Source organism: Nonomuraea sp. 10N515B (genome assembly GCF_052245915.1).
Classification (GTDB): domain Bacteria; phylum Actinomycetota; class Actinomycetes; order Streptosporangiales; family Streptosporangiaceae; genus Nonomuraea.
In genome coordinates, this window is the sequence record NZ_JBQQBQ010000035.1 from 20,204 (window position 1) to 43,553 (window position 23,350).

The 23,350-nt window shown below is 69.0% G+C and carries 22 protein-coding genes; 15 read left to right on the forward strand and 7 right to left on the reverse strand.

The features are described 5' to 3' along the window. Positions 1-14: 14 nt before the first annotated feature. The 5 genes from ACTWQA_RS37645 to ACTWQA_RS37665 all read left to right on the forward strand — a co-directional run bounded on the left by ACTWQA_RS37645 (position 15) and on the right by ACTWQA_RS37665 (position 3,540). A complete protein-coding gene (locus ACTWQA_RS37645; RefSeq protein WP_443163716.1) occupies positions 15-269 on the forward strand; it encodes a hypothetical protein in 255 nt (84 codons plus the stop codon). After that, entirely contained in the window at positions 256-681 is a 426-nt protein-coding gene (locus ACTWQA_RS37650; RefSeq protein ID WP_443163717.1) for a type II toxin-antitoxin system VapC family toxin, read from the forward strand. The genes ACTWQA_RS37645 and ACTWQA_RS37650 overlap by 14 nt, the downstream gene beginning before the upstream one ends. Before the next feature lie 46 nt (positions 682-727). Continuing rightward, on the forward strand, positions 728-1,624 hold the full coding sequence (locus tag ACTWQA_RS37655) for a hypothetical protein (RefSeq protein ID WP_443163718.1): 897 nt from the start codon (positions 728-730) through the stop codon (positions 1,622-1,624). Positions 1,625-1,657: 33 nt separating this feature from the next. Further along, entirely contained in the window at positions 1,658-2,614 is a 957-nt protein-coding gene (locus ACTWQA_RS37660; protein WP_443163719.1) for a zinc-binding dehydrogenase, read from the forward strand. Between the two features lie 74 nt (positions 2,615-2,688). Beyond that, positions 2,689-3,540 carry an oxygenase MpaB family protein gene (locus ACTWQA_RS37665; protein WP_443163720.1) on the forward strand — a complete coding sequence of 284 codons (852 nt, stop codon included), beginning with the start codon at positions 2,689-2,691 and terminating at the stop codon, positions 3,538-3,540. Positions 3,541-3,554: 14 nt separating this feature from the next. Here ACTWQA_RS37665 and ACTWQA_RS37670 read toward each other — a convergent pair whose 3' ends face one another. The 6 genes from ACTWQA_RS37670 to ACTWQA_RS37695 all read right to left on the reverse strand — a co-directional run bounded on the left by ACTWQA_RS37670 (position 3,555) and on the right by ACTWQA_RS37695 (position 11,262). Further along, the gene (locus tag ACTWQA_RS37670; protein ID WP_443163721.1) at positions 3,555-4,295 is read right to left on the reverse strand and encodes a helix-turn-helix transcriptional regulator; all 741 of its coding nucleotides are present in this window, start codon (positions 4,293-4,295) and stop codon (positions 3,555-3,557) included. After that, a complete protein-coding gene (locus ACTWQA_RS37675) occupies positions 4,292-5,095 on the reverse strand; it encodes a DUF4097 family beta strand repeat-containing protein (RefSeq protein ID WP_305916791.1) in 804 nt (267 codons plus the stop codon). Before ACTWQA_RS37675 ends, ACTWQA_RS37670 begins: the two co-directional genes overlap by 4 nt. 90 nt (positions 5,096-5,185) lie before the next feature. Beyond that, on the reverse strand, positions 5,186-5,365 hold the full coding sequence (locus ACTWQA_RS37680; RefSeq protein WP_305916790.1) for a DUF6104 family protein: 180 nt from the start codon (positions 5,363-5,365) through the stop codon (positions 5,186-5,188). A gap of 10 nt (positions 5,366-5,375) precedes the next feature. Further along, complete coding sequence (locus ACTWQA_RS37685) at positions 5,376-6,608, reverse strand: Fic family protein (protein WP_443163722.1); 1,233 nt, start codon at positions 6,606-6,608, stop codon at positions 5,376-5,378. Positions 6,609-6,774: 166 nt separating this feature from the next. Beyond that, positions 6,775-10,413, reverse strand: a complete 3,639-nt coding sequence (locus ACTWQA_RS37690) for a multifunctional oxoglutarate decarboxylase/oxoglutarate dehydrogenase thiamine pyrophosphate-binding subunit/dihydrolipoyllysine-residue succinyltransferase subunit (protein WP_443163723.1) — start codon at positions 10,411-10,413, stop codon at positions 6,775-6,777. 204 nt (positions 10,414-10,617) lie between these two features. Beyond that, positions 10,618-11,262 carry a B3/B4 domain-containing protein gene (locus tag ACTWQA_RS37695; protein WP_443163724.1) on the reverse strand — a complete coding sequence of 215 codons (645 nt, stop codon included), beginning with the start codon at positions 11,260-11,262 and terminating at the stop codon, positions 10,618-10,620. 76 nt (positions 11,263-11,338) lie between these two features. On the opposite strand from ACTWQA_RS37695, the gene ACTWQA_RS37700 reads away from it, so the two are divergent. Continuing rightward, the gene (locus ACTWQA_RS37700; RefSeq protein ID WP_443163725.1) at positions 11,339-11,905 is read left to right on the forward strand and encodes a helix-turn-helix domain-containing protein; all 567 of its coding nucleotides are present in this window, start codon (positions 11,339-11,341) and stop codon (positions 11,903-11,905) included. Then, positions 11,902-13,404, forward strand: coding sequence for an MFS transporter (locus tag ACTWQA_RS37705; protein WP_443163726.1), 1,503 nt, complete (start codon positions 11,902-11,904; stop codon positions 13,402-13,404). Before ACTWQA_RS37700 ends, ACTWQA_RS37705 begins: the two co-directional genes overlap by 4 nt. Here the strand turns inward: ACTWQA_RS37705 and ACTWQA_RS37710 are convergent. Then, complete coding sequence (locus tag ACTWQA_RS37710; RefSeq protein ID WP_443163727.1) at positions 13,352-14,197, reverse strand: glutathione S-transferase family protein; 846 nt, start codon at positions 14,195-14,197, stop codon at positions 13,352-13,354. The two genes, ACTWQA_RS37705 and ACTWQA_RS37710, sit on opposite strands and share 53 nt — an antisense overlap. Before the next feature lie 46 nt (positions 14,198-14,243). Here ACTWQA_RS37710 and ACTWQA_RS37715 point away from each other — a divergent pair, with 46 nt between their 5' ends. From ACTWQA_RS37715 to ACTWQA_RS37750, 8 genes are all read left to right on the forward strand, one after another. Then, complete coding sequence (locus tag ACTWQA_RS37715; protein WP_443163728.1) at positions 14,244-15,308, forward strand: MBL fold metallo-hydrolase; 1,065 nt, start codon at positions 14,244-14,246, stop codon at positions 15,306-15,308. Between the two features lie 58 nt (positions 15,309-15,366). After that, positions 15,367-16,239, forward strand: coding sequence for an SDR family oxidoreductase (locus ACTWQA_RS37720; RefSeq protein ID WP_443163729.1), 873 nt, complete (start codon positions 15,367-15,369; stop codon positions 16,237-16,239). A 198-nt stretch (positions 16,240-16,437) separates the two neighbouring features. Beyond that, positions 16,438-17,595 (forward strand): ROK family transcriptional regulator, encoded by a 1,158-nt coding sequence (locus tag ACTWQA_RS37725; RefSeq protein WP_443163730.1) that lies wholly within the window; start codon positions 16,438-16,440, stop codon positions 17,593-17,595. Between the two features lie 17 nt (positions 17,596-17,612). Further along, positions 17,613-19,097 carry a sugar ABC transporter ATP-binding protein gene (locus ACTWQA_RS37730; protein WP_443163731.1) on the forward strand — a complete coding sequence of 495 codons (1,485 nt, stop codon included), beginning with the start codon at positions 17,613-17,615 and terminating at the stop codon, positions 19,095-19,097. Then, a complete protein-coding gene (locus ACTWQA_RS37735) occupies positions 19,097-20,101 on the forward strand; it encodes an ABC transporter permease (protein WP_305916779.1) in 1,005 nt (334 codons plus the stop codon). Before ACTWQA_RS37730 ends, ACTWQA_RS37735 begins: the two co-directional genes overlap by 1 nt. Beyond that, positions 20,098-21,144 (forward strand): ABC transporter substrate-binding protein, encoded by a 1,047-nt coding sequence (locus ACTWQA_RS37740; protein WP_443163732.1) that lies wholly within the window; start codon positions 20,098-20,100, stop codon positions 21,142-21,144. The genes ACTWQA_RS37735 and ACTWQA_RS37740 overlap by 4 nt, the downstream gene beginning before the upstream one ends. 11 nt (positions 21,145-21,155) lie before the next feature. After that, a complete protein-coding gene (locus ACTWQA_RS37745) occupies positions 21,156-22,313 on the forward strand; it encodes a Gfo/Idh/MocA family protein (protein WP_443163733.1) in 1,158 nt (385 codons plus the stop codon). Between the two features lie 3 nt (positions 22,314-22,316). Continuing rightward, positions 22,317-23,321 (forward strand): sugar phosphate isomerase/epimerase family protein, encoded by a 1,005-nt coding sequence (locus tag ACTWQA_RS37750; RefSeq protein WP_443163734.1) that lies wholly within the window; start codon positions 22,317-22,319, stop codon positions 23,319-23,321. The last annotated feature ends 29 nt before the right edge of the window (positions 23,322-23,350 follow it).

Here is a 23,350-nt window from a genome sequence, read left to right on the forward strand (position 1 = left end):
TGCGGAGGACAACGGTGCGCATCGACGAGCAGCTCCTCAACGAGGCGAAGGCGTACGCGGCGCGAAAAGGACGCAGTCTCAACTCAGTGATGGAGGACGCCTTGCGGCAACTCATTCACCGCTCCGCCGATGTCGCGGAACGGCCCCCGATCAACCTCCCGCTCTCCGGGGACCCCCACGGTCCGAAGCTGATCTGGGCCGAGCTCAAGGAGCTCGACGACCAGGACTTCGTCGAGCATGTGCTGGGGGCCGGCCATGAGGATGCTTGACACGAACGTGTTCGTCAACGCACAGCGGCGGGATGCCGATCATCACGAGCAGTGCCTTGCCGTGGTCACGGAGCTCCTGCAGGGTGATGAGGCCTATGCCGTCAGCGACTTCGCGCTCAACGGCTTCATTCGCGTGGCCACCAATCCGCGCATTCCCGCTGCCACTTCGTTCGACGAAGCGCGGAAGTTCGCCGACACCGTCCGGCATCAGCCACACGCCGTCGTGGTGCACGCCGGTCCGCGCCACTGGGAGATCTTCGTCAAGCTGTGCCGCAAGGCCGACGCGCGCGGCAAGCTCATCCCTGACGCCTACCTCGCCGCACTAGCCATCGAGCACGGTTGTGAATTCGTAACCTGCGACAAGGACTTCGCCAGGTTCGAGGGCTTGCGCTGGCGGTCGCCGCTCAACTGAACTGGAGACGAGGGGCGCAAGCCGCACTACTCGGCAAGGAACGCCGGTGGTTGACCAGTTCGACGTCATCGAGGCGGGCCAGAGCGGCCGCCGCCGGTGGATCGGGCTGGTCGTCGTGGTGGCGGTCCTGGCCGTCCCCGTCATCGGCCTGATCGCCAGCCGGGACCCCGAGCCGCTCCTCCCGACTCAACCCACCCCCGAGCCGATCAGGTCCCTGACCAGGCTCGACAGTCCGCCGAACGTCCTTCAAGTCCCGTCCAGGGCGGCCAAGGGCGGCGACGAGGTCATCGAGGTGGTGTTCCCGCACGGGGTCCGGGCCGAAGTGCGTTACCCGGCCGAGTTGGAGCTGGCCGGGATGGGGTCGCGGCCGTTCCAAGGTGTGTGGATCGACGGGAGCTACCGGCAGTTAGTGGCTCCCTACGGCGGGGAAGTCGAGATCACCCGGGGTGGGCAGCCGATCAGGAACTACGCGTCCAACGTCACGCTCTGGCCGCGCCAGGCGGGCAGCGGCTCCAATGGGCAGGTGCTGCTGTTCGCGTTCGAGAAGTGGCGGATGGCGATGTACGACCGAGCGCAGGGGCTGGCCTTCGAACAGCGGCTCGCCGTCGCGCGGAGCCTGAAAGGGACGGTGACCAAGGGCGGCTATCTGGTGTTGTCGGCCGGCGGGACGGTGCGGCTGGCCGAACCGGGCGAGACCGCTCAGGGAGATCCGGTCGGGCCGCAGCTGTGGTTCGGCGGCGGGGCGAGCGAGATGATCGCGCTCGTGCCCACCCCCGGATGCGCGAAGAAGTCCAGGGTGCCCAACGTGATCGATGGGCGTGGGCGGCCGGCCGAGTCGGTCTGCCGGGGCGACGTGCTGGTCGCCGTCACAGGGCCGGCCCGGTTCAGGCAGATGGCGATCGAGGGGATTCGGGTCACGGTAAAGGGACGGCCCTCCCAGTAAGGCGCGGCCACGTTCGCTTAGTAAGGTGCGGCCATGTTCGCCGTAACCGCCACACAGACCGATCCCGACAACCCGCTCGCCGGACTCACGCTCGGGGAGCACCCGGAGCCCAAGGCACCGGACGGATGGACGACCGTCTCCGTGCGGGCGGCCGCGCTCAACCACCACGACCTGTGGACGCTCAAAGGCGTCGGCATCAAGCAGGACCGGCTGCCGATCGTGCTCGGCTGCGACGCCGCCGGGGTGGACGAGGACGGCAACGAGGTCATCGTGCACTCCGTGATCGGCACGGGCGCGGACGAGACGCTCGATCCCAAGCGCACGCTGCTGTCGGAGGTGTACGACGGCACCTTCGCCGAGCGGGTGGCCGTGCCGCGCCGCAACCTCGTGCCCAAGCCGTCCGCGCTCAGCTTCGAGGAGGCCGCGTGCCTGCCGACGGCGTGGCTGACCGCGTACCGCATGTTGTTCGACAAGGCCGGCCTTGAGCCGGGCTCCACCGTGCTGGTGCAGGGCGCCGGCGGGGGCGTCGCCACCGCGCTGATCGCGCTCGGCCGGGCCGGCGGCTACCGGGTCTGGGCCACCAGCCGCTCAGAGGGCAAACGCGATCGTGCGCTCCAGCTCGGCGCCGACCAGGCGTTCGAGACCGGCGCGCGGCTGCCCGAGCGGGTGGACGCGGTCATGGAGACCGTCGGCCAGGCCACCTGGGACCACTCGCTCAGGTCGCTCAAGCCCGGCGGGCGCATCGTCGTCAGCGGCGCCACCAGCGGCGCGGTCCCGTCCGCAGACCTCAACCGGGTCTTCTTCCTGCAGCTGTCGGTGGTCGGGTCCACGATGGGGACGCGTGACCAGCTCCAGCGCCTGGCCGTGTTCCTGGAGCAGACCGGGCTGCGGCCCCAGATCGACCGGACGCTGCCGCTCGCGCAGGCGCGGGACGGGTTCGCCGCGATGGAGGAAGGGGAGATCTTCGGAAAGATCGTTTTCGCGGTGTGAATAAGTGAAGGGTTACTTCTGGCCTCCTGGGTGATAGAAGGAAATGAGGTTGGATCAACCGGGAGGCCGCCATCATGGACGTTGAGCCCTTCGGCCCGGGTTCGATGCACTGGGACACTGCGGGCGAATACCGGAATCTGCTGGTCGCCGGAAGCGCGCTGGTGCTGCAGACGATGCATCCGGCGGTCGGCGCGGCCGTGGCCGAGCACTCCACCTACAAGGACGACCCGTGGGGGCGGCTCACTCGCACGCTGGAGTCCGTGCAGAAATGGGTGTACGGCGACGGGCCGGCCGAGGGCGAGCGGCTCCGGCGGATGCACAGCACGATCGGCGGCGTGGACGAGCAGGGCCGGCCCTACCACGCGCTGAACGGCGAGGCGTGGGCGTGGGTGCACCTGTCGTTGTTCGAGCGCTTCATCGCGCTCAACCGCTCTTTCGGCACGCCCCTCACCGTTGCGCAGGAACGCCGCTTCTACGCCGAGTCGCGGCAGCTCGGGGCCATCCTGAAGGTGCCCGAGCGGGAGATGCCGGCCGACCTGGACGCGTTCTGGCAGTACTTCGACGACATGGTGGCCAACCGGCTGGAGGCCCACCCGACCGCGCTGGAGGTGTTGTCGGTCCTGCGCGGCACCCCGGCGCCTCCAGGGCTGCCCAGGCCGCTGCGCCGGCTCTGGACGCCTGTGGGGGTGGGGTCGGGGGAGTTCAACCACTTCGTGACCGTCGGCACCCTGCCGCCGGCCGTACGCGCGAAGCTGGGGCTGCGATGGACGGCCCGGGAGGAGCGGCGGCTGCGGCATCTCGGGCACGCGGTGGCGGTGCTGACGCCGCGCCTGCCCGAACGCCTGCGCTATATGCCGATCGCCTACCACGCGCGCAAGGCCGCGCGGATCTCCCGCCGCCTTGAGCGCCAGCTCCGCTCCGCGTAGCGCGCGGGGTCAGGTCAGGGCTCGAGGATGTCGCGGATGCGGCGGCCGGCGTCGTCGAGCGTCTGACGCAGCTCGGCCAGCATCTCCGGCGTCAGCCGGGCCTGCGAGGCCTCCTGCCGGGCCTGGGCGACGAAGTCGGCCAGCAGCTCGCCCAGCTCGGCATCGAGATCGGCGCGGCTGGGCGCCTCGCCGCCGAGTGTGGCCCAGACCTCCGTCCAGATCCTGCGCCACTCGCCGGCCAGCCGCTCACCCTGCCCCTGCCACTGGTAGGCGTGCTCGGTCCACTGCCGCTTCTGCTGCTCCCGCAGCCGCTTGAGGTCCTCCTTCTGCTGCTGCCTGAGCCGCCTGTTGTCCTCTTTGGCGCCGGTGCGCACGTCCTTGGCCATCCGCGTCAGCTCGTCGCGCAGGGACCTGACCGTGTCGCGGACGTCCTCCTTGACCTCGCGGGCGATGTCGCGAACCGAGGCGGAGATCTCCTGCTCCAGGTCGTCGAGCTCGTCGAGGCGGGCGTTCAGCTCGTCGCGGCCCTTGTCGGCGATCGAGAACACCTTCTTGCCCGCGACCACCTCATGCGTCACCAGGCCCTCCTCCTCCAGGCGGGCAAGGCGCGGGTAGATCGTGCCGGGAGAGGGCGAGTAGACGCCGAGGAAGCGGTCCTGGAGCAGCCTGATCACCTCGTAACCGTGGCGCGGGCTCTCCTCCAGCAGCTTGAGCAGGTACAGCCGGAGCCGGCCGTGACCGAATACAGGGCTCATTCCTTCTCTCCCTTGAGCAGCGTGACCTCACCGGAGACCGTGATCGCCGACACCGAGGCCATGCCGCCGCCCAGCCGCCCCGACATCGTTTTCGTGCCTGGGCTGCTCATGGTGGACAATTCCTCGAACGTGCTCACGAGCCTGCCGGACGTGGAACGCACCCTGACGTCCGCGTCCGCGTTCTCTGGCAGTCTGACCAGGATGTCACCGGAGACGCTGTTGAGCGTGACATGACCCGTGGGTTGCAGCGCGAGATCCGCGGTGATGCGGCCGGAGACGGTGTTCGCCCGCAGCCGGCGCGGCGTGCCGTCGGCCACGGTCAGATCTCCTGAGACGCTCTTGAACGCCAGATCGCCGGCCATCGCCCGGCTTTCGACCGCGCCCGAGACGGTCGTGGCGCTGACGTCGCCGCTGACCCCGTCCAGCACGATCTCCGCGCTCACGCTCCTCACCTGGGTCATCTTCTCGAACCCGGCCACCACGGCGGGCGCGGACACCACCCCGGCGTTGACGCTACAGCCCTTCGGCACAGTGATCGTCAGGACCGTCCTGCGCCGGTCGCGCCGCAGCCAGCCGAGCAGGCCGTCCCAGGTGAGGTCCTTGTACGCGACGATGAGCTCCTTGGCGTCCTCGTCATAGGTCACCATCAGCGGCGAGGCCGACTCGAACTCGGCGACCTCCAGAGTGGGCGGGCCCTCGCTGGCCAGCACGTCCAGCCGCCCGGCGACGATCCGCACGTCGAGCGACTCCACTGGGCCGAACGTCAGCTGTTCCGGTGCCTCGATCGTCCACTGCTGCATGATCCCCGCCCTCCTGGCGACACATCCCTATGTAAGACACGATATGTCGCGTCTAGCCAAAACTCAAGATGTATCGCGTCTATCGCGGGGTTACTCGTCGTCCTCGTCGTCGAGCCGCGCCAGCCACGTGGCCAGCCGCTCGACCGGGATCTCGAACTCGGGGTTGAGGTCCACGAACTCGCGCAGCCGCTCACCCAGCCACAGCAGGCTGACCTCTTCCTCGCCCCGCCGTTCGACCAGCTCCTCGATCCCCCGATCGGTGAAGTACATCGTGCTCCATTCAGTCCGTACGCAGCCGTGACGCCAGGTCGCCGACCGGTATCCAGGCATCGGCGCGCCCTCGTCTGACTTTAGTGAGTAGCCCGCGGTGCTCCAGCTCGCGCAGGTCGGTTCTGGCCGTCTGGAGCACGATTTGGTGGCCGGCGGCGTGGGAAGCCACGGTGTACTCGGCACTCGGATGGTCCGCGGCATGCGCCAGAAGGGCGATCTGGCGGGCGTTGAAGGCCTCCTTGCGGGCGCGGGCCAGATAGGCCTGGACCTCGCGGGTCTCGGCGATCTTTTTGTCGAGGTAGGCATGCAGGTCGTCGATGGCGCGGCGTAGGACGTCGAGCTGGTGGATGACGAAGTAGGTGAGGTCGTTCTCGTCCTGCTCGACGTGCAGGAAGCTGCGGCCGTAGCGGGCGGGTGAGTTCTTCAGGATCCGGGAGATCGAGATGAACTCGGTGAGCCAATAGCCCTGGTTGAGCATCGACCAGTAGAACAGCGCGCGTGCCGTCCTCCCGTTGCCGTCTTCGAACGGATGGTCGTAGGCCAGCATGAAATGCACCGCCACAGCCCTGATCACCGGAGGCACGTACGTGGTGCGCGAGTTGCCGTTGGCGAAGTCGCACAATCGTTGAATCCGCTCCGGCAGTTCCTCGGCGGGGGGAGGCTCGTGCAGGATCTCGCCGTAGGTGTCGGCGACCACGACTCGTTTCTCGCCCGGCAGCTGAAAGCGACCCGCGGCGGCCGGATTGTGCAGGGTGCCTTCGGTGACCATGCGCTGGATGTCGCAGATGAGAGCAGGCGTCAGGGGCTCGTTGCGCAGCTCGCCCATGCGGCGCATGACGAGGTAGTTGTTGCGGATCATGAGCTCGTCGACCGTCTGCGGCTTGCGGCCACTGCGCAGCATGTCCTTGGCGACCATGTACGTGGTCGCGGCACCTTCGAGCTGGCTGGACGTGATGGCCTCTTCGATCAGTGAGCTGATGAGATAGCGGTCGCGGGTCAGCGGGTTGGCAACGGGCTCCGGCGTGCCGATCCGGCCGCTCAGGTCGCGGTTGAGCGCCTCCAGGCCCCGTAGCACCTCATCCGGCAGTGCGTAGGTGAAGGGCGCGCCGGCCGAGTCCGCCAGGGGGAGATCCCGTCGCATGCCGAGCCGTGCCATCTTGAGGCCGAGCCACCACTGCTTGTGTGTCAGACCGGTCGGCGGCGTGCGACGGCGAACCTCGTCCCAGGGCAGGTAGCGCTCCATGGAATCGACTGCTGACAGCAGCCAGAGACTGTCGGCTTCGAGCCAAAGCTCCCGCCACGGTGGCGGTTTCTGAGGCTGGCGCACAGACCACCTACTAAAATTGGCAGTTGTTAGCTGCTAATTAGCTGCTAACAACTGCCAATTTAGCAGTTGGCTGTCTGGCTCGTCAGCCGTACACCTGCTGGAGGATCTCCTGCAGCTCGGTGTCGTGGCCGTGGTGCGAGCCCGTCGCCGGTGAGCTGTTGGGCGTGCGCGACACCCGCCGCACCGGCCGGCCGCCCAGCGTCTGCGGGTCCTCGGCCAGCTTCAGCGTCAGGTAGGGCCACGGCCCCATGTTGGCCGGCTCGTCCTGCGCCCAGATCAGCTCCACCTGCGCGCCGTAGCGGCCCAGCTCGGCCTGCAGCTCCTCCGCCGGGAACGGGTAGAGCCGCTCCAGCCGGACGAGGGCGACGTCGTCGCGGCCCGTCTTGTCACGCTGCGCGGCCAGCTCGTAGTAGAGCTTGCCGGAGGTGAGGACGACCTTGGTCACCTTGGCCGGGTCGACGGTGGTGTCGCCGAGGACCGGCTGGAAGGTGCCCGAGGTGAAGTCGGACGCCTTGGAGGTGGCCGCCTTGTGGCGCAGCAGCCACTTCGGCGTGAAGACCACCAGCGGCTTGTGCCGGTTGGACTCCACCTGCCAGCGCAGCAGGTGGAAGTAGTTGGCCGGCGTGGTGGGCTGCGCGACCGTCATGTTGTCGAGCGCGCAGACCTGCAGGAACCGCTCGATGCGGGCCGAGGAGTGGTCGGGGCCCTGGCCCTCGAAGCCGTGCGGCAGCAGCAGCACGACCGAGGACTTCTGCCCCCACTTCTGCTCGCCCGACGAGATGAACTCGTCGATGATCGTCTGGGCGCCGTTGACGAAGTCGCCGAACTGCGCCTCCCAGAGGACCAGGGCGTCCGGGCGGACGACGCTGTAGCCGTATTCGAAGCCGAGCGCCGCGAACTCGCTGAGCAGCGAGTCGTAGACGTAGAGCTTCGTGGTGCCCTGGTTGAACGCCTTCAGCGGGGTGTGGTCGGCGCCGGTCATCCGGTCCACCAGCACCGCGTGGCGCTGGGTGAACGTGCCGCGCCGCGAGTCCTGGCCGACCAGCCGCACCGGGTGGCCGTCCATCAGCAGCGAGCCGAACGCCAGCGTCTCGCCCATCGCCCAGTCGATCGCGTCCTGCTCGACCATCTGGCCGCGGCGCTGCAGCACCGGCGCCAGGCGCGGGTGCGGCGTGAAGCCATCGGGCAGGTTGAGCTGGGTGTCGACGATGCGCTTGAGCGTCTCGTCGCTGATCGCGGTCGGCGTGTCGTCGTGCGACCACTTGACGACCTCGGTCGGCGGCACCCGCATCGCGGCCGCCTCCGCCGGCTTCTTGGCCGCCTCGCGGACCTCGGTGAACGCCTGCTCCAGCTTGGCCTGGTAGTCGCGCAGCGCGGACTCGGCCTCCTCGACCGTGATGTCGCCCCGGCCGATCAGCGCCTCGGTGTAGAGCTTGCGGGTCGAGCGCTTGGCGTCGATGAGGTCGTACATCAGCGGCTGGGTGAAGGCGGGGTTGTCGCCCTCGTTGTGGCCGCGGCGGCGGTAGCAGATCAGGTCGATGACCACGTCCTTGCGGAACGCCTGGCGGTATTCGTAGGCCAGCCGGCCCACGCGGACCACCTGCTCGGGGTCGTCGCCGTTGACGTGGAAGATCGGCGCCTGGATCATCCGCGCCACGTCGGTGGCGTAGACCGACGAGCGGGACGAGGCGGGCGAGGTCGTGAAGCCGACCTGGTTGTTGACCACCACGTGCACGGTGCCGCCGGTGCGGTAGCCGCGCAGCTGCGACAGGTTGAGCGTCTCGGCCACGACGCCCTGGCCGGCGAAGGCCGCGTCGCCGTGGATGAGCACGGGCAGGACGGTGAAGCCCTCCTCACCGCGCTCGATGAGGTCCTGCTTGGCGCGGACGACGCCCTCGAGCACCGGGTCGACCGCCTCCAGGTGGGAGGGGTTGGCGACCACGGACGCGGAGATCGTGTTGCCGCTCGGCGAGGTGAACTCGCCGGTCGCGCCGAGGTGATACTTCACGTCACCGGAGCCGTGCGCGGTGCGCGGGTCGATGTTGCCCTCGAACTCGCCGAAGATCTGGGCGTAGGACTTGCCCACGATGTTGGCCAGCACGTTGAGCCGGCCGCGGTGGGCCATGCCCATGACGACCTCGTCGAGGCCCTCGTCGGCGGCGTCGCTGATCACCGAGTCGAGCAGCGGGATCAGGGACTCGCCGCCCTCCAGCGAGAAGCGCTTCTGGCCGACGAACTTCGTCTGCAGGAACGTCTCGAACGCCTCGGCGGTGTTGAGCCGCGAGAGGATGTTGAGCTGCTCGTCACGCTCGGGCGACTTGTGCGCCTTTTCCACCCGCGCCTGGATCCAGGCCCGCTCTTCGGGGTTCTGGATGTGCATGTACTCGATGCCGACCGTGCGGCAGTAGGAGTCACGCAGCACGCCCAGGATGTCACGCAGCTTCATCAGCGGCTTGCCGCCGAAGCCGCCGGTGGCGAACTCGCGCTCCAGGTCCCACAGCGTCAGGCCGTGCGACTGGATATCGAGGTCGGGGTGCTTGCGCTGCTTGTACTCCAGCGGGTCGGTCTCGGCCATGAGGTGGCCGCGCACCCGGTAGGCGTGGATCAGCTCGATCACGCGGGCTGACTTGGCCACGTCGTCGTCGTGGGTGGCGGAGATGTCCTGGACCCAGCGGACCGGCTCGTAGGGGATCCGCAGCGCCTCGAAGATCTCGTCGTAGAAGCCGTCCTCGCCGAGCAGCAGCCGGTGGATCTGGCGCAGGAAGTCGCCCGACTGGGCGCCCTGGATGATCCGGTGGTCGTAGGTGCTGGTCAGCGTCATGACCTTGGAGACGGCCAGCCGCGACAGCGTGTCGGGCGAGGCGCCCTGGTATTCGGCCGGGTATTCCATCGCGCCGACGCCGATGATCGTGCCCTGCCCCGGCATCAGACGGGGCACCGAGTGCACCGTGCCAATGGTGCCCGGGTTGGTCAGCGAGATCGTGGTGCCGGCGAAGTCGTCGACGCCCAGCTTGCCCGCGCGGGCCTTGCGGACGACGTCCTCGTAGGCCATCCAGAACTGCCGGAAGTCCATCTCCTCGGCGCCCTTGATCGAGGGCACGAGGAGCTGGCGCTCGCCGTTGCTCTTCTGCACGTCGATCGCCAGACCGAAGCCCACGTGCGCGGGCTTGACCAGCGTCGGCTTGCCGTCGACCTCCGCGAAGGAGTAGTTCATCTCCGGCATGGCCTTCAGCGCCTTGACGATCGCGAAACCGATCAGGTGCGTGAAGGAGACCTTGCCGCCACGACCCCGCTTGAGGTGATTGTTGATCACAATGCGGTTGTCGATGAGCAGCTTCGCCGGGATGGCTCGCACACTCGTCGCGGTCGGCACCGACAGCGACAGGTCCATGTTGGCCGCCGTGCGGGCCGCGGCGCCGCGCAGCTTGACCTCTTCGGCGTCCTTGGGGACCGGAGTGGCAGGCTGCTTCGGCTTCTCGGCCGCCGGTGGCGCCTTGGGGGGCGCCGGGGTGGGAGCGGGGGCGGTCACAGTGCCGTTCGCCGCTTCTTTGACCGGGGTACGGCCCGGTCCGTAATCAGGGTTGTAGTCAGCGAAGAAGTTCCACCAGGCCTTGTCGACCGACTCGGGGTCCTGGAGGTACTTCTGATAGAGCTCGTCGACAAGCCACTCGTTCTGTCCAAAGCTTGCCAGCGGGTTTGCCCGCGACGACTCAGACGACACGGCGGAAATCGCCCTCTTCCGCAGATCGGCGTTGATGTTAGAGAACCTGTCCAAGGCTACTCGCCCGGACCGGCAGCATGCGCCCGGGAGCCCGTGCCGCCTCGCACGATCCTCTCAAGACCGCGCAAAGAGGTCACGACCCCCTCGTCAATCCAGGTGGTGCCGCGTTTGTTGCTGTTTGGTATCAACACTAGGACATCGGGTTTATTTCCCACTGGACAGCAGTCTGCTAGCGATCCGCACCCCAGGGGACAACTGGGACAGAAGATCGGCGAGCTCCTCGCCGGCCTCCTTGAGCTCCTCCACCGACATCGGCTCCAGCCGCTCCAGCAGGAAGATCGCGTTCGTGGTCTCCTCGGTGAGGCGCGTGCGCACCACCTGACGCCAGTTCCAGCGGCGGCAGGTGACGCCGACGTCGTCGCGCCAGATCACCTCGCCCGGCTCCGGCGTGCCGAGGGCCTCCTCCGACGCCTCGTCGCCGGCGGCCCTGACCAGTCGCGCCGGGCCGACGTATCGGTCGAGGTCCTCGCCGCCGATTGGCAGCGCGTGCTTCACACTGATCGAGTTGTACGCGTCCACGGCCCGGTTGATCTCCGGCAGCGGCATGCGCCGGGTGAGGGCGTCGACCGAGGGCCGGGTCCGCTGCGGCTTGGCCCCGAACGCGCGGTAGGCCTCCTTCCACGCCTCGATCTTCACGCTCTGCACCTCGCACTCGGAGGCCGCCGCCAGCCAGGCGCGGGAGCGGTCGTCGGTCGGCCCGTTGTGGAGCCCGTGCGCGGTCATGACCAGGACCGCGAAGTCGGGACGTAGTTCGAAGACGGCGTCGTCCACCCAGATGTCATCAAGCACGCCGCTCAGTTTATGAGCCCGGCAGTATCGCCAAATTCTCTTTGCAAAATTGTCTTTGCGGTCTAGGGTTGGCGTTGTGGAGGAGCAATACAAGATCAGTGATCCGCAAGTGCTCAAGGTGGTCGCCCACCCGCTGCGGGTGCGCCTGCTCGGCCTGCTGCGCACCGACGGCCCGGCCACGGCCAGCGAGCTGGGCCGCAAGGTCGGCGAGAGCTCCGGCTCGACCAGCTACCACCTGCGCGAGCTGTTCAAATACGGCTTCATCGAGGAGGACGACGAGCAGCGCGACGGGCGCGAGCGGCGCTGGCGCTCCCGCCACCGCTACACCTCGTGGGATGCCGTCGAGATGTCCGGCACCGCCGAGGGGCGCGAGGCCGTCAGGATCATGCACCTGCGCCAGGTCGAGATGGTGGGGCGGGTGATGGAGGAGTTCGACCTCGCCGACTGGCCGCGCGAGTGGGTGGACGCCTCAGGAATGAGCGACTACATCCTCCAGATGCCGCCGGCCGCGTTGCGCGAGTTCCACGACAAGGCCGAGGCGCTGCTGCTCGACCTGGCCGCCCGATATGCCGACGACCCCGAGGCCAGGCTGGTCCACGTCTGGATGGGGTCCGTTCCGCGCACACGACAGGAGGACCCGTGACCGCTCCCCGCGTTAAATGGTCGCGCTCACTTGGCCCTCGCTGGTCACGCAAGCTACCGCTCTCGGGCCTGAACGTTCGCCGCTCCGTCTTACGCCGCTACCTGCTCGTCTGCTTCCTCACCTGGCTGCCCCTCGGGCTCATGATGGCCTCCATGGTGCTGCTGCTGGCCGGGAGAGGTCTCAGCCTGGCGCAGATCGGCCTGGTGGTGACCGTGTTCTCGATCGTCACCGTCGGTCTGGAGCTGCCGACCGGTGGGCTGGCCGACGTCGTGGGGCGGCGTGTGGTGCTGGCCGCCTCCGCCGCGTTCCTGGCCGTGGCTCTCGTGCTCATGAGCGTGGCCACGACGTTCTGGATGTTCCTGGTGAGCGGCGTGCTCAAGGGCGTCGCCAGGGCGTTGTCCAGCGGACCCGCCACCTCCTGGTACGTCGACACGCTGCACAGGATCGAAGGGCCCGGCGCCGACCTCAAGCCTGGGCTGGCCCGGGGCGGCGCGGTGGAATCGGTGTCGCTGGCCGCCGGCGTGCTCGCCGGTGGCGCCCTGCCGCTCCTGGTGCCGCCTGAGCTGATGTTCCCGTTGGCGGCGCCGAGCCTGGTGGGCGCACTGGCCGCCGCTGTCCTGCTGGTCGTGGTGCTGCTCGCGCTGCCTGAGCCGGGACGCGGGTCGCGTGGTGGTGCGTTGACCGAGCCGGGACGCGGGTCGCGTGGCGGTGCGTTGACCGAGCCGGGACGCGGGTCGCCTGCCGGAGCGCTGAGCGAGCCGGGGGGCGGGGCGCCTGCCGGAGCGCTGACCGAGACCGCGCGCGCCCGCCGATCGCTTCGCGGGGTGCTGCGCGAGGTGCCCGCCACGGTCGTCTCCGGCGTGCAGCTGGCGGCCCGAGGCCCTGTGCTGCGCCGCATCATGCTCGCGTCGGCCGGCTGCGGCGTGATGCTCATGTCCATCGAGCTGCTCACCCCGGGCCGCCTGGCCGAGCTGGCCGGCACCGCGGAGCGGGGCAGCATGGCGTACGCCGCGGTCGCCGCGCTCGGGTTCGCGGGCAGCGCCGCGGGCAGCGCACTCGCACCCCGCGTGGCACGGCTGGTCGGCGGCTCGGCCAAGGGCGCAATCGCGGGTGTCGTTCTGGCCGCACTATCGGTCGGCGCGCTGGCCGCGACGGCCGGGCTCGGCGGCGCGGCCGGGCTGCTGACGGCCGGGGTGGCCTACGTCGTGCTGTTCGTCGGGCACTCCGTGGCCGGACTGCTGTGCCTGGAGATGACGCACAACGCGGTCACCGCCGCCGAGCGCACCACCGTGTCCTCGACGGCCTCGCTGGCCCTGCAGTCCGGCGGGATCCTAGGCAACCTGACGCTCGGCGCCCTGGCCGCGCAGGCGGGCGTGGCCGCCTCCTGGGCCGTCGCCGCGACCGTGATGCTGGCCTCGGCCCTGCTGTTCGTCCGGATGCCGGGGCCTACAGGCTCCAGTCGAGCTCCGGCCCCACTGGCACGATCTGGGTCGGATTGATGTTCGGCTGGGTGATGTAGTAATGACGCTTGATCTGGTCGAAGTCGGTGGTCTCGCGGAAGGCCGGGATGGCGTAGAGCCTGCGCGCGTACGCCCACAGGGCCGGATAGTCGATCAGCCGCCGGACCGAGCACTTGAAGTGCGCGTAGTAGACGCTGTCGAACCTGGCCAGCGTCGTGTAGAGGCGCACGTCGCTGTCGGTGAGGGTGTCGAAGAGGTAGTCCGACTCCGCCAGGCGCACCTCGAGGAAGTCGAGCGTGGTGAAGACCCGCGACACCGCCTCCTCGTACGCCTGCTGGTCACGGGCGAAGCCCGCCTCGTACACCGCGTTGTTGAGGCCGTGGTAGAGGCGGTCGTTCATGATGTCGATGTCGGGACGCAGGCGCTCGGGATAGAGGTTGGGGACGGTGCCCCATGACGTCTCCAGATCGAGGGTGATCTGCGGGAAGTCGTTGGTGACGATGCGCTTGTCCCGGGTGTCCCAGACGCAGGGGACGGTGTAGCGGCCCGTGTAGCCGGGGTCGGTCGCGTGATAGAGCTCCGACAGGTACTCCGGGTCGCCACCGGGGATGCGCCAGCCCTTCTCGTCCCTGATGGGGTCGACGATCGTGACGTCCAGCAGGTCCTCCAGGCCCAGCAGTTTCCGTACGATCAGCACGCGTTGCGCCCACGGGCAGGCGTAGGAGGCGTAGACCCGGTACCGGCCGGGTTCGGGAGGGCCGATCCGTTCCGTGAAGCGGTTCGGCTGCCGGACGAAGCGGCCATCGCCTGAAATCTCGCGGCTCAGCTTCATGGCTCCCAGTAGAACACGATTCGGATCCAGAACTATATTCGGGTATGTGTCGAAATTCGTGGTGACCCCTGCCAGCATGGCGCAGCGGGAAGCGTGGACCGGCGGGACGATCCCGGACGTCGAGCAAGTGCGCCCGGGACTGTGGTCCATCCCGGTGCCGATCCCGGTCAACCCGCTGCGGTACGTGCTGGTCTACGCCCTGGAGTTGCCCGGCGGCGTGGCCGTCATCGACGCCGGGTGGAACACCGACGAGGCGTACGAGGCGCTCGTCGCCGGCCTGGGCGTGGCCGGGTACACGATCAACGACGTCCAGGCCGTGCTCGTCACCCACATCCATCCCGATCACTACGGCCTGGCCGGGCGCGTCCGCGAGGCGTCGGGCGCCTGGATCGGCCTGCACCCGGCCGACGCGCGCCTGGTCCGCGAGCGTTACGACGACGCGGCCATCGACTCCCTGGTCCAGCGCGAGCGCGCGCTGCTGGCCCGCTGTGGGGTGCCGCCGCTGACGCTGGACGAGCTGGCCGGCGCGTCGATGATGATCAGGCACATGGTCTCCATGGCTACGCCCGACCGGCTGGTGGAGGATGGCGACGAGCTCGGCCTGCCCGGCTGGGACCTGCGGGCGGTCTGGACGCCCGGCCACTCGCCGGGGCATCTGTGCTTCGTCTCGCCCGAGCGCAGGCTGCTGTTCTCCGGCGACCACGTGCTGGCCAAGATCACGCCGATCGTGGCCGTGCACCCGCAGTCCGGGCCCAACCCGCTGGCCGACTACCTCGACGCGCTGGCGGCCGTGCGCAAGCTGGACGTCGAGGAGGTGCTGCCCGCGCACGAGTACCGGTTCCTGGAACTGGCCGAGCGGGTGGACCACGTGCTGGCGCACCACGACGGGCGGCTGGCCGAGATCGAGCGGGTCGTCGCCGGCGGCGACGGCGTGACGTGCTGGGACGTGGCGACCCGGCTGAGCTGGTCGCGGCCGTGGGAGACGATCCCGCCGTTCATGCGGCGCGCGGCCAACAACGAGACCCTCGCCCACCTGGTCTGGCTTTCGGCCAAGGGGCGCGTGGTGCGGGTCCCCGGCGATCCGGAACGGTGGCGCCCCGCTGATCGGTAGGCCCGAGCCGAGTTATGGTACTCGTACTAGAACGTTGTTCTCCTGCGCTGGAGGTTCGATGCTTCGGTTCGATGACAGAGTCGCGATCGTCACGGGGGCCGGGCACGGTCTCGGCAGGGCGCACGCGCTCCTGCTGGCCGAGCGGGGCGCCAAGGTCGTGGTCAACGACCTCGGGGGCGCGCTCGACGGCACGGGCGCCTCGACCGGGCCCGCCGCCGAGGTAGTGGCGCTCATCACGAAGAACGGCGGGCAGGCCGTCGCCAACGCCGACAACGTCGCCACGCCGGACGGCGCCAGGGCCGTCGTGCAGGCCGCGGTGGACGCGTTCGGCACGGTCGACATCGTCGTCAACAACGCGGGGATCCTGCGGGACAAGTCGTTCGGGAAGATGACGGTCGAGGAGTTCGACGCCGTCATGGCGGTGCACGTGCGCGGGTCCTACCTGGTCAGCCAGGCCGCCTATCCGATCATGAAGGCGGCCGGCTACGGGCGCGTGGTCAACACCTCCAGCCCGGCCGGGCTGTTCGGCAACTTCGGGCAGGCCAACTACTCCACGGCCAAGATGGGACTGGTCGGGCTGACCAAGACGCTCGGGATCGAGGGCGCGCGCAACGGCATCAAGGCCAACGCCATCGCGCCCGTGGCCTGGACCAGGATGACCGAGTCGCTGCTGCCGGCCGAGTTCGAGGCCAAGTTCACGCCGGAGCGGGTGAGCGCGCTGGTGGCGTACCTGGTGCATGAGTCGTGCGAGGTCAGCGGCGAGGTGTTCACCGTCGGCGGGGGCCGGGTGGCGCGGGTGTTCGTGGCCGAGGGGCCGGGGTGGAAGGACGACGACATCACGCCGGAGTCGGTCGCGGGCAACTGGGAGTCGATCATGGCCGAGCAGCCGTACGTGCTGACGGCCGGAGACTCGATGAAGGCGATGATCTGACGCCCTACGCCGTCGTGGTGCGGCCCGGTTGTGGTGCGGGCGCCGGTTCTCGTTGTAGGCGGGGGCCGGCGTTCGCGTGTGGGGCAGATCCCGAAATATCCCGGCTGATCGGCCTTTGTTCGATCTGCGGCAGAAGTTGGCGGAGTTTGGTCGATCCTCACTCTTGAATTGCCGCATCTGTGATCATATTGTCGCGACATGACCCCTCTGCCGGGCTCCGCCGGAGATGTGCTGACACTGATCAGCGCCGGTTCGGCGACGACCCGTTCCGATCTTGCGAGGCTCACCGGTCTGGCCAGGTCCACGATCTCCCAGCGCGTGGACGCGCTGATCGAGCGAGGCCTGGTGGAGGAGACCGAGAGCGGCGAGTCCACCGGTGGCCGGCCGCCGCGGCAGTTGCGCCTGCACACCGAGGACCACGCGTTCGCGGGCGTCGACCTGGGCGCCACCCACTGCCGGGTGGCGCTGATGGACATCTCCGGCAACGTGCTCGCCGAGTGCGAGGACTCACTGCTGATCGGTGAGGGCCCCGAGAAGGTGCTCGCCCACGTGGACCAGCGGCTCGACCGGCTGCTCGGCCAGGCCGGGCGGCCGCGGGCGGTGTTGCGCGCGGTCGGGATCGGGGTGCCCGGGCCGGTGGAGTTCGCCACCGGGCGGCCGAACAATCCGCCGATCATGCCGGGCTGGAACGACTACCCCGTCCCTGATTACTTCGACGGCGTGAACGTGCTGGTCGACAACGACGTCAACGTGATGGCGCTGGGCGAGCACCGCAACGCCTTCGCCGGCATCAACCACCTGCTGTTCGTCAAGGTCGGCACCGGCATCGGCTGCGGCATCGTGGCCGACGGCAAGCTGCACAGGGGCGCCCAGGGCTCGGCCGGCGACATCGGGCACATCAGGGTCAGCGGCCACGAGGACGCCGGCTGCCGGTGCGGCAACAGCGCGTGCCTGGAGGCCGTGGCCGGCGGCGCCGCGATCGCCCGGCGGCTGACCGAGCTGGGCCTCGCGGCCGAGACCGGCGCCGACGTCGTGGCGCTCGTGCAGTCGGGCAACACGCAGGCGCTGCGCCTGGTCAGGGAGGCGGGCCGGCTCATCGGCGAGGTGCTGGCGAGCCTGGTCAACTTCTTCAACCCCGAGGTCATCGTCATCGGCGGCGCGCTGTCGCGGGTGCACGAGCATCTGCTGGCCGGCATCAGGGAGACGGTCTATCGGCGGTCGCTCCCGCTGGCCACGCACCATCTGTCGATCACGCCGAGCCGTACGGGGATCAACGCGGCCGCGCTCGGGGCGGGGCTGCTCGCCATCGAGCACTACCTGTCACCGGACAACATCAACCGCATCGTCAACGCATAGAGGATTGGGACCTCCCGATGCTGGTCATGAAGGGCATCGTCAAACAGTTCCCCGGCGTGCGCGCGCTGGACGGCGTCGATCTCGACGTGCGAGCGGGCGAGGTGCACTGCCTGCTCGGCCAGAACGGCGCCGGCAAGTCCACCCTGATCAAGGTCCTGGCCGGCGTGCATCAGCCGGACCAGGGCACCATCGTCTTCAACGGCGACCAGGTGCGGCCGAGCAGCCCCATCGACGCCATCAAGCTCGGCTTCGCCACCATCTACCAGGAGCTGGACCTGGTCGACGGGCTCAGCGTGGCGGAGAACATCTTCCTCGGCCACGAGCACGGCCGCTTCGGCTTCGTCAACCGGCCGGCGGCCAGGAAGGCCGCCCGCGAGGTGCTGGAACGGCTCGGCCACCCGGAGATCCGGCCGTCGACCGAGGTCGGGCGGTTATCACCGGCGGCGAAACAGGTCGTCTCGATGGCCAGGGCGCTCTCCCACGACGCCCGCCTGATCATCATGGACGAGCCGTCCGCCGCACTCGCCCACGACGAGGTCGCGAACCTCTTCCGCATCATCCGCGAGCTCACCGCCCAAGGCGTGGCCGTGGTCTACATCTCGCACCGCCTGGAGGAGATCCGCGAGATCGGCGACCGGGTCACCGTCCTGAAGGACGGCCGCACGGTGGCCGTCGGCCTGCCGGCCCGCGACACCCCCACCACCCAGATCGTCTCCCTCATGACCGGCAGGAACGTCGAATACGTCTTCCCGCCCCGCGGTGGCCGCACGCTGGGGGAGGAGGTGCTCCGGGTCGAGGGCCTGACCGCGCCGGGCGTCTTCCGCGACGTGTCGTTCTCCGTACGCGCGGGCGAGATCGTCGGGCTGGCCGGCCTGGTCGGCTCGGGCCGCTCGGAGATCCTCGAGGCGGTGTACGGGGCCCGCCCGGCCGCCGGCCGCGTCCTGCTCGAAGGGCGGCCGGTGCGCCGCGGCGTCGTCGGCACCGTCCGGCACGGCATGGGCCTGGCCCCCGAGGAACGCAAGGCCCAGGCTCTGATCCTCGACCAGAGTGTTACCGCCAACATCACGCTGGGCACCCTGCCGGGGTTCGCGAAGTTCGGCTGGATCGATCGCAAACGCGAGCGGAGCGAGGCCAAGCGGCTGTCAGAAATGCTGGACATCCGGCCGCCCGACCCCGAACGCCCGATCAGGAACCTGTCGGGCGGCAACCAGCAGAAGGCCGTGCTCGCCCGCTGGCTGCTCGGCGGCCGCAAGCTGCTCCTGCTCGACGAGCCCACCAGAGGCGTGGACGTGGGCGCCAGGGCTGAGCTGTACGCGGTCATCCACGACCTGGCCGAGCGGGGCATCGGCGTGCTGCTGGTCTCCAGCGAGGTGCCGGAGGTGCTGGGCCTCGCCGACCGGGTGCTGGTGCTGCGCGAGGGGACGGTGATCCACCAGGGTGACGCGGCGGACCTGGACGAGCATCGCGTACTCGACATGATCATGAATGGGAGGGCGGCCTGATGAGCGAGCCCACAACGAAGGGGCCTGTCGCCGGATCGGCCGTAGCTTCGGTGAGCCGCTTCGGTCTCGGTGAGATGCGACATCTCGGCCTGCTGGCGGCGCTGGCGATCCTGGTGGTGGTCGGCCTGGTCACCAGGCCGGACAACTTCGCCACCGCGTCCAACCTGGTCAGCATCCTGTCGCTGGCCGCCACGATCGGCGTGATCACGGTCGGGGCCACGTTCGTGATCATCGGTGGCGGCATCGACCTGTCGGTGGGCGCCGTCATGGCGCTCGCCTCGGTCTGGGCCACCACCTTGGCCACGCAGTCGTACGGGCCCTGGGTCATGGCCATGTGCGCGATCCTCGTCGGCACCGGCGCGGGGCTGGTCAACGGGTTGCTGATCTCGTACGGGCGATTGGTGCCGTTCATCGCCACGCTCGCCATGCTGGTGGCCGCCCGAGGGCTGGCGCAGCGCATGTCCGACCGCAAGACGCAGCTCATCCAGCCGGAGAACTCCGCCCTCGTGGACCTGTCGACCCAGCGGTTGCTCGGCGTCCCGCTGCTGGTCTACATCTTCGCCCTGGTCGTGGTGCTGGGTTGGATCATGCTCAACCGCACGACGTTCGGGCGGCGGACGTACGCGGTCGGCGGCAACCCCGAGGCGGCCCGGCTGGCCGGCATCGACGTCCGCAGGCACACGATGCTGCTCTACGCCTTGTCCGGGCTGTGCTGTGGCATCGCCGCCATTCTGATCATGGCGAGGACCACGACAGGCTCGTCCACCCACGGCGACCTGTACGAGCTCGACGCCATCGCCGCCGTGATCATCGGTGGCACGTTGCTCACCGGGGGGCGGGGGACGATCGTGGGCTCGATCCTGGGCCTGCTGATCTTCACCCTCATCACCAACCTGTTCATCCTCAACGGCCTCAACACCAGCGACCAGCTGATCGCCAAGGGCCTGATCATCGTCATCGCCGTCCTTCTCCAGCGGCGGAACTTGAAGGAGAGAGCACCATGAGTGAGAACGTCGCGCGCAGGGGATTCCTCGTCGGCGGGGCCGTGCTCCTGGCGGCCGGCTGCACCAGCAACGAGCCGGCGGCCGCGCCCACCACCGCGGCCCCCGCCCCGGCCCCCGCGGCCAGCGGCAACGACCAGCCGGGGACGAAGGTCACCATCGGCTTCTCCGCGCCGGCCGCCGACCACGGATGGATCGCGGCGATCGCGAAGAACGCCGAGGCCACCGCGAAGCAGTATTCCGACATCGACTTCAAGCCCGTCGAGCCCACCAACGACATCAACCAGCAGATCTCGGCCGTCGAGTCGTTGATCGCGGCCAAGGTCAACGCGCTGGTCATCCTGCCGAACGACGGTCAGCAGCTGAACCAGGTCGCGCTGCAGGCCACGGAGGCGGGCATCCCGGTGATCAACCTCGACCGGATTTTCCCCGACAAATTGGCATATCGGACCTGGGTCGGCGGCGACAACTACGGCATGGGCGTCGCGGCCGGGCACTTCATCGGCAAGCAGCTCAAGGACAAGGGCGTGGCGAACCCCGTGATCGTCGAGATCCAGGGCATCGCCACCTTGCCGCTGACGCAGGACCGCAGCAAGGGCTTCGCCGACGCGCTGAAGACGTACGGGTTCAGCGTCACGGCCAAGCAGGACGCCAAGTTCACGGTCGAGACCGGCAACCAGGTGGCCACGTCGCTGCTCCAGGCGCACAAGAAGATCGACGCGCTCTGGAACCACGACGACGACCAGGGCGTCGGCGTGCTCGCCGCGATCAGGGAGGCCAGCCGCGACGAGTTCATCATGGTCGGCGGGGCGGGCTCGCTCAACGCGATGAAGGAGATCCAGTCGGGCTCGTCGGTGCTGCAGGCCACCGTCACCTACAGCCCGACCATGGCCTCCTCGGCGATCAAACTGGCCCGCTTGATCGCGCAGGGGAAGGGCATGAGTGATCTGGTGGAAAACCAGGTGCCACAGTCCATCACGCTCGCATCGGAGACCATCACCAAGGATAACGTCGAGAAGTACCTGGCACTTGGCTTCGAATCCTGATCGGGGGTTGCATGTCACACAAGACCACCATCGGCGTGGGAATGGTCGGCTACGCGTTCATGGGCCGCGTCCACTCACAGGCCTGGCGCAGCGTGGGGGCCTTCTTCGACCTGCCGCTCGCGCCGCGCATGGCGGTGCTGGCCGGCAGGTCGAAGGAACGCACCGAGGCGGCCGCCGCGCAGCTCGGCTGGGACGCCGTAGAGACGGACTGGAGAGAGCTGATCAAGCGCGACGACGTGCAGATCGTCGACATCTGCACGCCCGGCGACTCGCACGCCGAGATCGCCATCGCCGCGCTGGCCGCCGGCAAGCACGTGATCTGTGAGAAGCCGCTGGCCAACACCGTCGACGAGGCCGAGGCCATGGTGCGCGCCGCCGCCGCGGCGCCGGCTTCGGTCAAGAGCATGGTGGCCTTCAACTACCGGCGGGTGCCCGCGGTCGCGCTCGCCCGCCGGTTCGTGGAGGAGGGCCGGCTCGGCGAGATCAGGCACGTGCGGGCGCAATACCTGCAGGACTGGATCGTCGATCCGGAGTTCCCGCTGGTGTGGCGGCTCCAGAAGGACAAGGCCGGGGCCGGGGCGCTCGGCGACATCGGCTCGCACATCGTGGACGCGGCCGAGTTCGTCAGCGGGCAGCACATCGTGGGTGTGTCCGGGCTGATGGAGACCTTCATCAAGGAACGTCCGCTGGCGGGCGAGTCGGCCGGGCTGGGCGCCTCCCGTACGGACGCGATGGGCGAGGTCACCGTCGATGACGCCGCGTTGTTCTTCGGCCGGATGTCGGGCGGGGCGCTGGCCTCGTTCGAGGCCACGCGGTTCGCCACCGGCCGCAAGAACGCCATGCGCATCGAGATCAACGGTCAGCTCGGCAGCCTGGCCTTCGACTTCGAGGCCATGAACGAGCTGTGGTTCAGCTCCGGTGGCGGCGGCTTCGAGCGGATCCTGGTCACCGAGCCCGATCACCCCTACGTGGGCGCCTGGTGGCCGCCCGGGCACGGGCTCGGCTACGAGCACACCTTCACCCACGAGATCAAGGACTTCCTGGAGGCGATCGCCACCGGAGCCGACCCGTCGCCGTCGTTCGCGGACGGTCTGCGGGTGCAGCGGGTCCTGGAGGCGGTAGAGCGGAGCGCGGCTGACGGCAGCCGCTACACGAACGTGGAGGATTGACTCATGCGACCAGTCACACTGTTCACCGGACAGTGGGCCGACCTGCCGTTCGAGGAGGTCTGCCGGCTGGCGGCCGAATGGGGCTACGACGGGCTCGAGATCGCCTGCTCCGGCGACCACTTCGACGTGGGCCAGGCCATGGCGGACCCGTCGTACGTGGAGCAGAAGCACGCCCAGCTCGACAAGCACGGCCTCAAGGTGTGGACGATCTCCAACCACCTGGTCGGGCAGGCCGTCTGCGACCACCCGATCGACGAGCGGCACAAGGGCATCCTGCCCGCCCGCATCTGGGGCGACGGCGAGCCCGAGGGCGTGCGGCAGCGTGCCGCCGAGGAGATGAAGAACACCGCCAGGGCCGCGTCGCTGCTGGGCGTGGACACGGTCGTGGGCTTCACCGGCTCGTCCATCTGGCACACGGTCGCCATGTTCCCGCCCGTGCCCGCCTCGGCGATCGAGGCGGGCTACCAGGACTTCGCCGACCGGTGGAACCCGATCCTCGACGTCTTCGACGAGGTCGGCGTACGTTTCGCGCACGAGGTCCACCCGAGCGAGATCGCCTACGACTACCACACGACCGTGCGCACCCTGGAGGCCATCGACCACCGGCTGGCGTTCGGGCTCAACTGGGACCCCTCGCACATGGTCTGGCAGGACCTGGACCCGGTGGGCTTCATCCTGGACTTCAAGGACCGCATCTACCACGTGGACTGCAAGGACACGCGCATGCGCGTCGGCGACGGCCGCCGCGGCCGCCTGTCCTCTCACCTGCCGTGGGCCGACATGCGCCGCGGCTGGGACTTCGTCTCGACCGGACGCGGCGACGTGCCGTGGGAGGACTGCTTCCGCGCCCTCAACTCGATCGGGTACGAAGGCCCGATCTCGATCGAGTGGGAGGACGCGGGCATGGACCGGCTGGACGGCGCGAAGGAGGCGCTGGGCTACATCCGCACGCTCAACTCCATCACCCCGCCCACCACGGCCTTCGACGCCGCCTTCTCCACGACGTAGGGAGCCGCAAAGGAAGGCGCCGGAACGCT

Coding starts and splice junctions, on each gene's coding strand:
- ACTWQA_RS37650 (WP_443163717.1), top strand. CDS start 256: ATGAGGATGCTTGACACGAACGTGTTCGTCAACGCACAGCGGCGGGAT.
- ACTWQA_RS37660 (WP_443163719.1), top strand. CDS start 1,658: ATGTTCGCCGTAACCGCCACACAGACCGATCCCGACAACCCGCTCGCC.
- ACTWQA_RS37665 (WP_443163720.1), top strand. CDS start 2,689: ATGGACGTTGAGCCCTTCGGCCCGGGTTCGATGCACTGGGACACTGCG.
- ACTWQA_RS37670 (WP_443163721.1), bottom strand. CDS start 4,295: ATGAGCCCTGTATTCGGTCACGGCCGGCTCCGGCTGTACCTGCTCAAG.
- ACTWQA_RS37675 (WP_305916791.1), bottom strand. CDS start 5,095: ATGCAGCAGTGGACGATCGAGGCACCGGAACAGCTGACGTTCGGCCCA.
- ACTWQA_RS37680 (WP_305916790.1), bottom strand. CDS start 5,365: ATGTACTTCACCGATCGGGGGATCGAGGAGCTGGTCGAACGGCGGGGC.
- ACTWQA_RS37685 (WP_443163722.1), bottom strand. CDS start 6,608: ATGGAGCGCTACCTGCCCTGGGACGAGGTTCGCCGTCGCACGCCGCCG.
- ACTWQA_RS37710 (WP_443163727.1), bottom strand. CDS start 14,197: ATGAAGCTGAGCCGCGAGATTTCAGGCGATGGCCGCTTCGTCCGGCAG.
- ACTWQA_RS37720 (WP_443163729.1), top strand. CDS start 15,367: ATGCTTCGGTTCGATGACAGAGTCGCGATCGTCACGGGGGCCGGGCAC.
- ACTWQA_RS37725 (WP_443163730.1), top strand. CDS start 16,438: ATGACCCCTCTGCCGGGCTCCGCCGGAGATGTGCTGACACTGATCAGC.
- ACTWQA_RS37730 (WP_443163731.1), top strand. CDS start 17,613: ATGCTGGTCATGAAGGGCATCGTCAAACAGTTCCCCGGCGTGCGCGCG.
- ACTWQA_RS37735 (WP_305916779.1), top strand. CDS start 19,097: ATGAGCGAGCCCACAACGAAGGGGCCTGTCGCCGGATCGGCCGTAGCT.
- ACTWQA_RS37740 (WP_443163732.1), top strand. CDS start 20,098: ATGAGTGAGAACGTCGCGCGCAGGGGATTCCTCGTCGGCGGGGCCGTG.
- ACTWQA_RS37745 (WP_443163733.1), top strand. CDS start 21,156: ATGTCACACAAGACCACCATCGGCGTGGGAATGGTCGGCTACGCGTTC.
- ACTWQA_RS37750 (WP_443163734.1), top strand. CDS start 22,317: ATGCGACCAGTCACACTGTTCACCGGACAGTGGGCCGACCTGCCGTTC.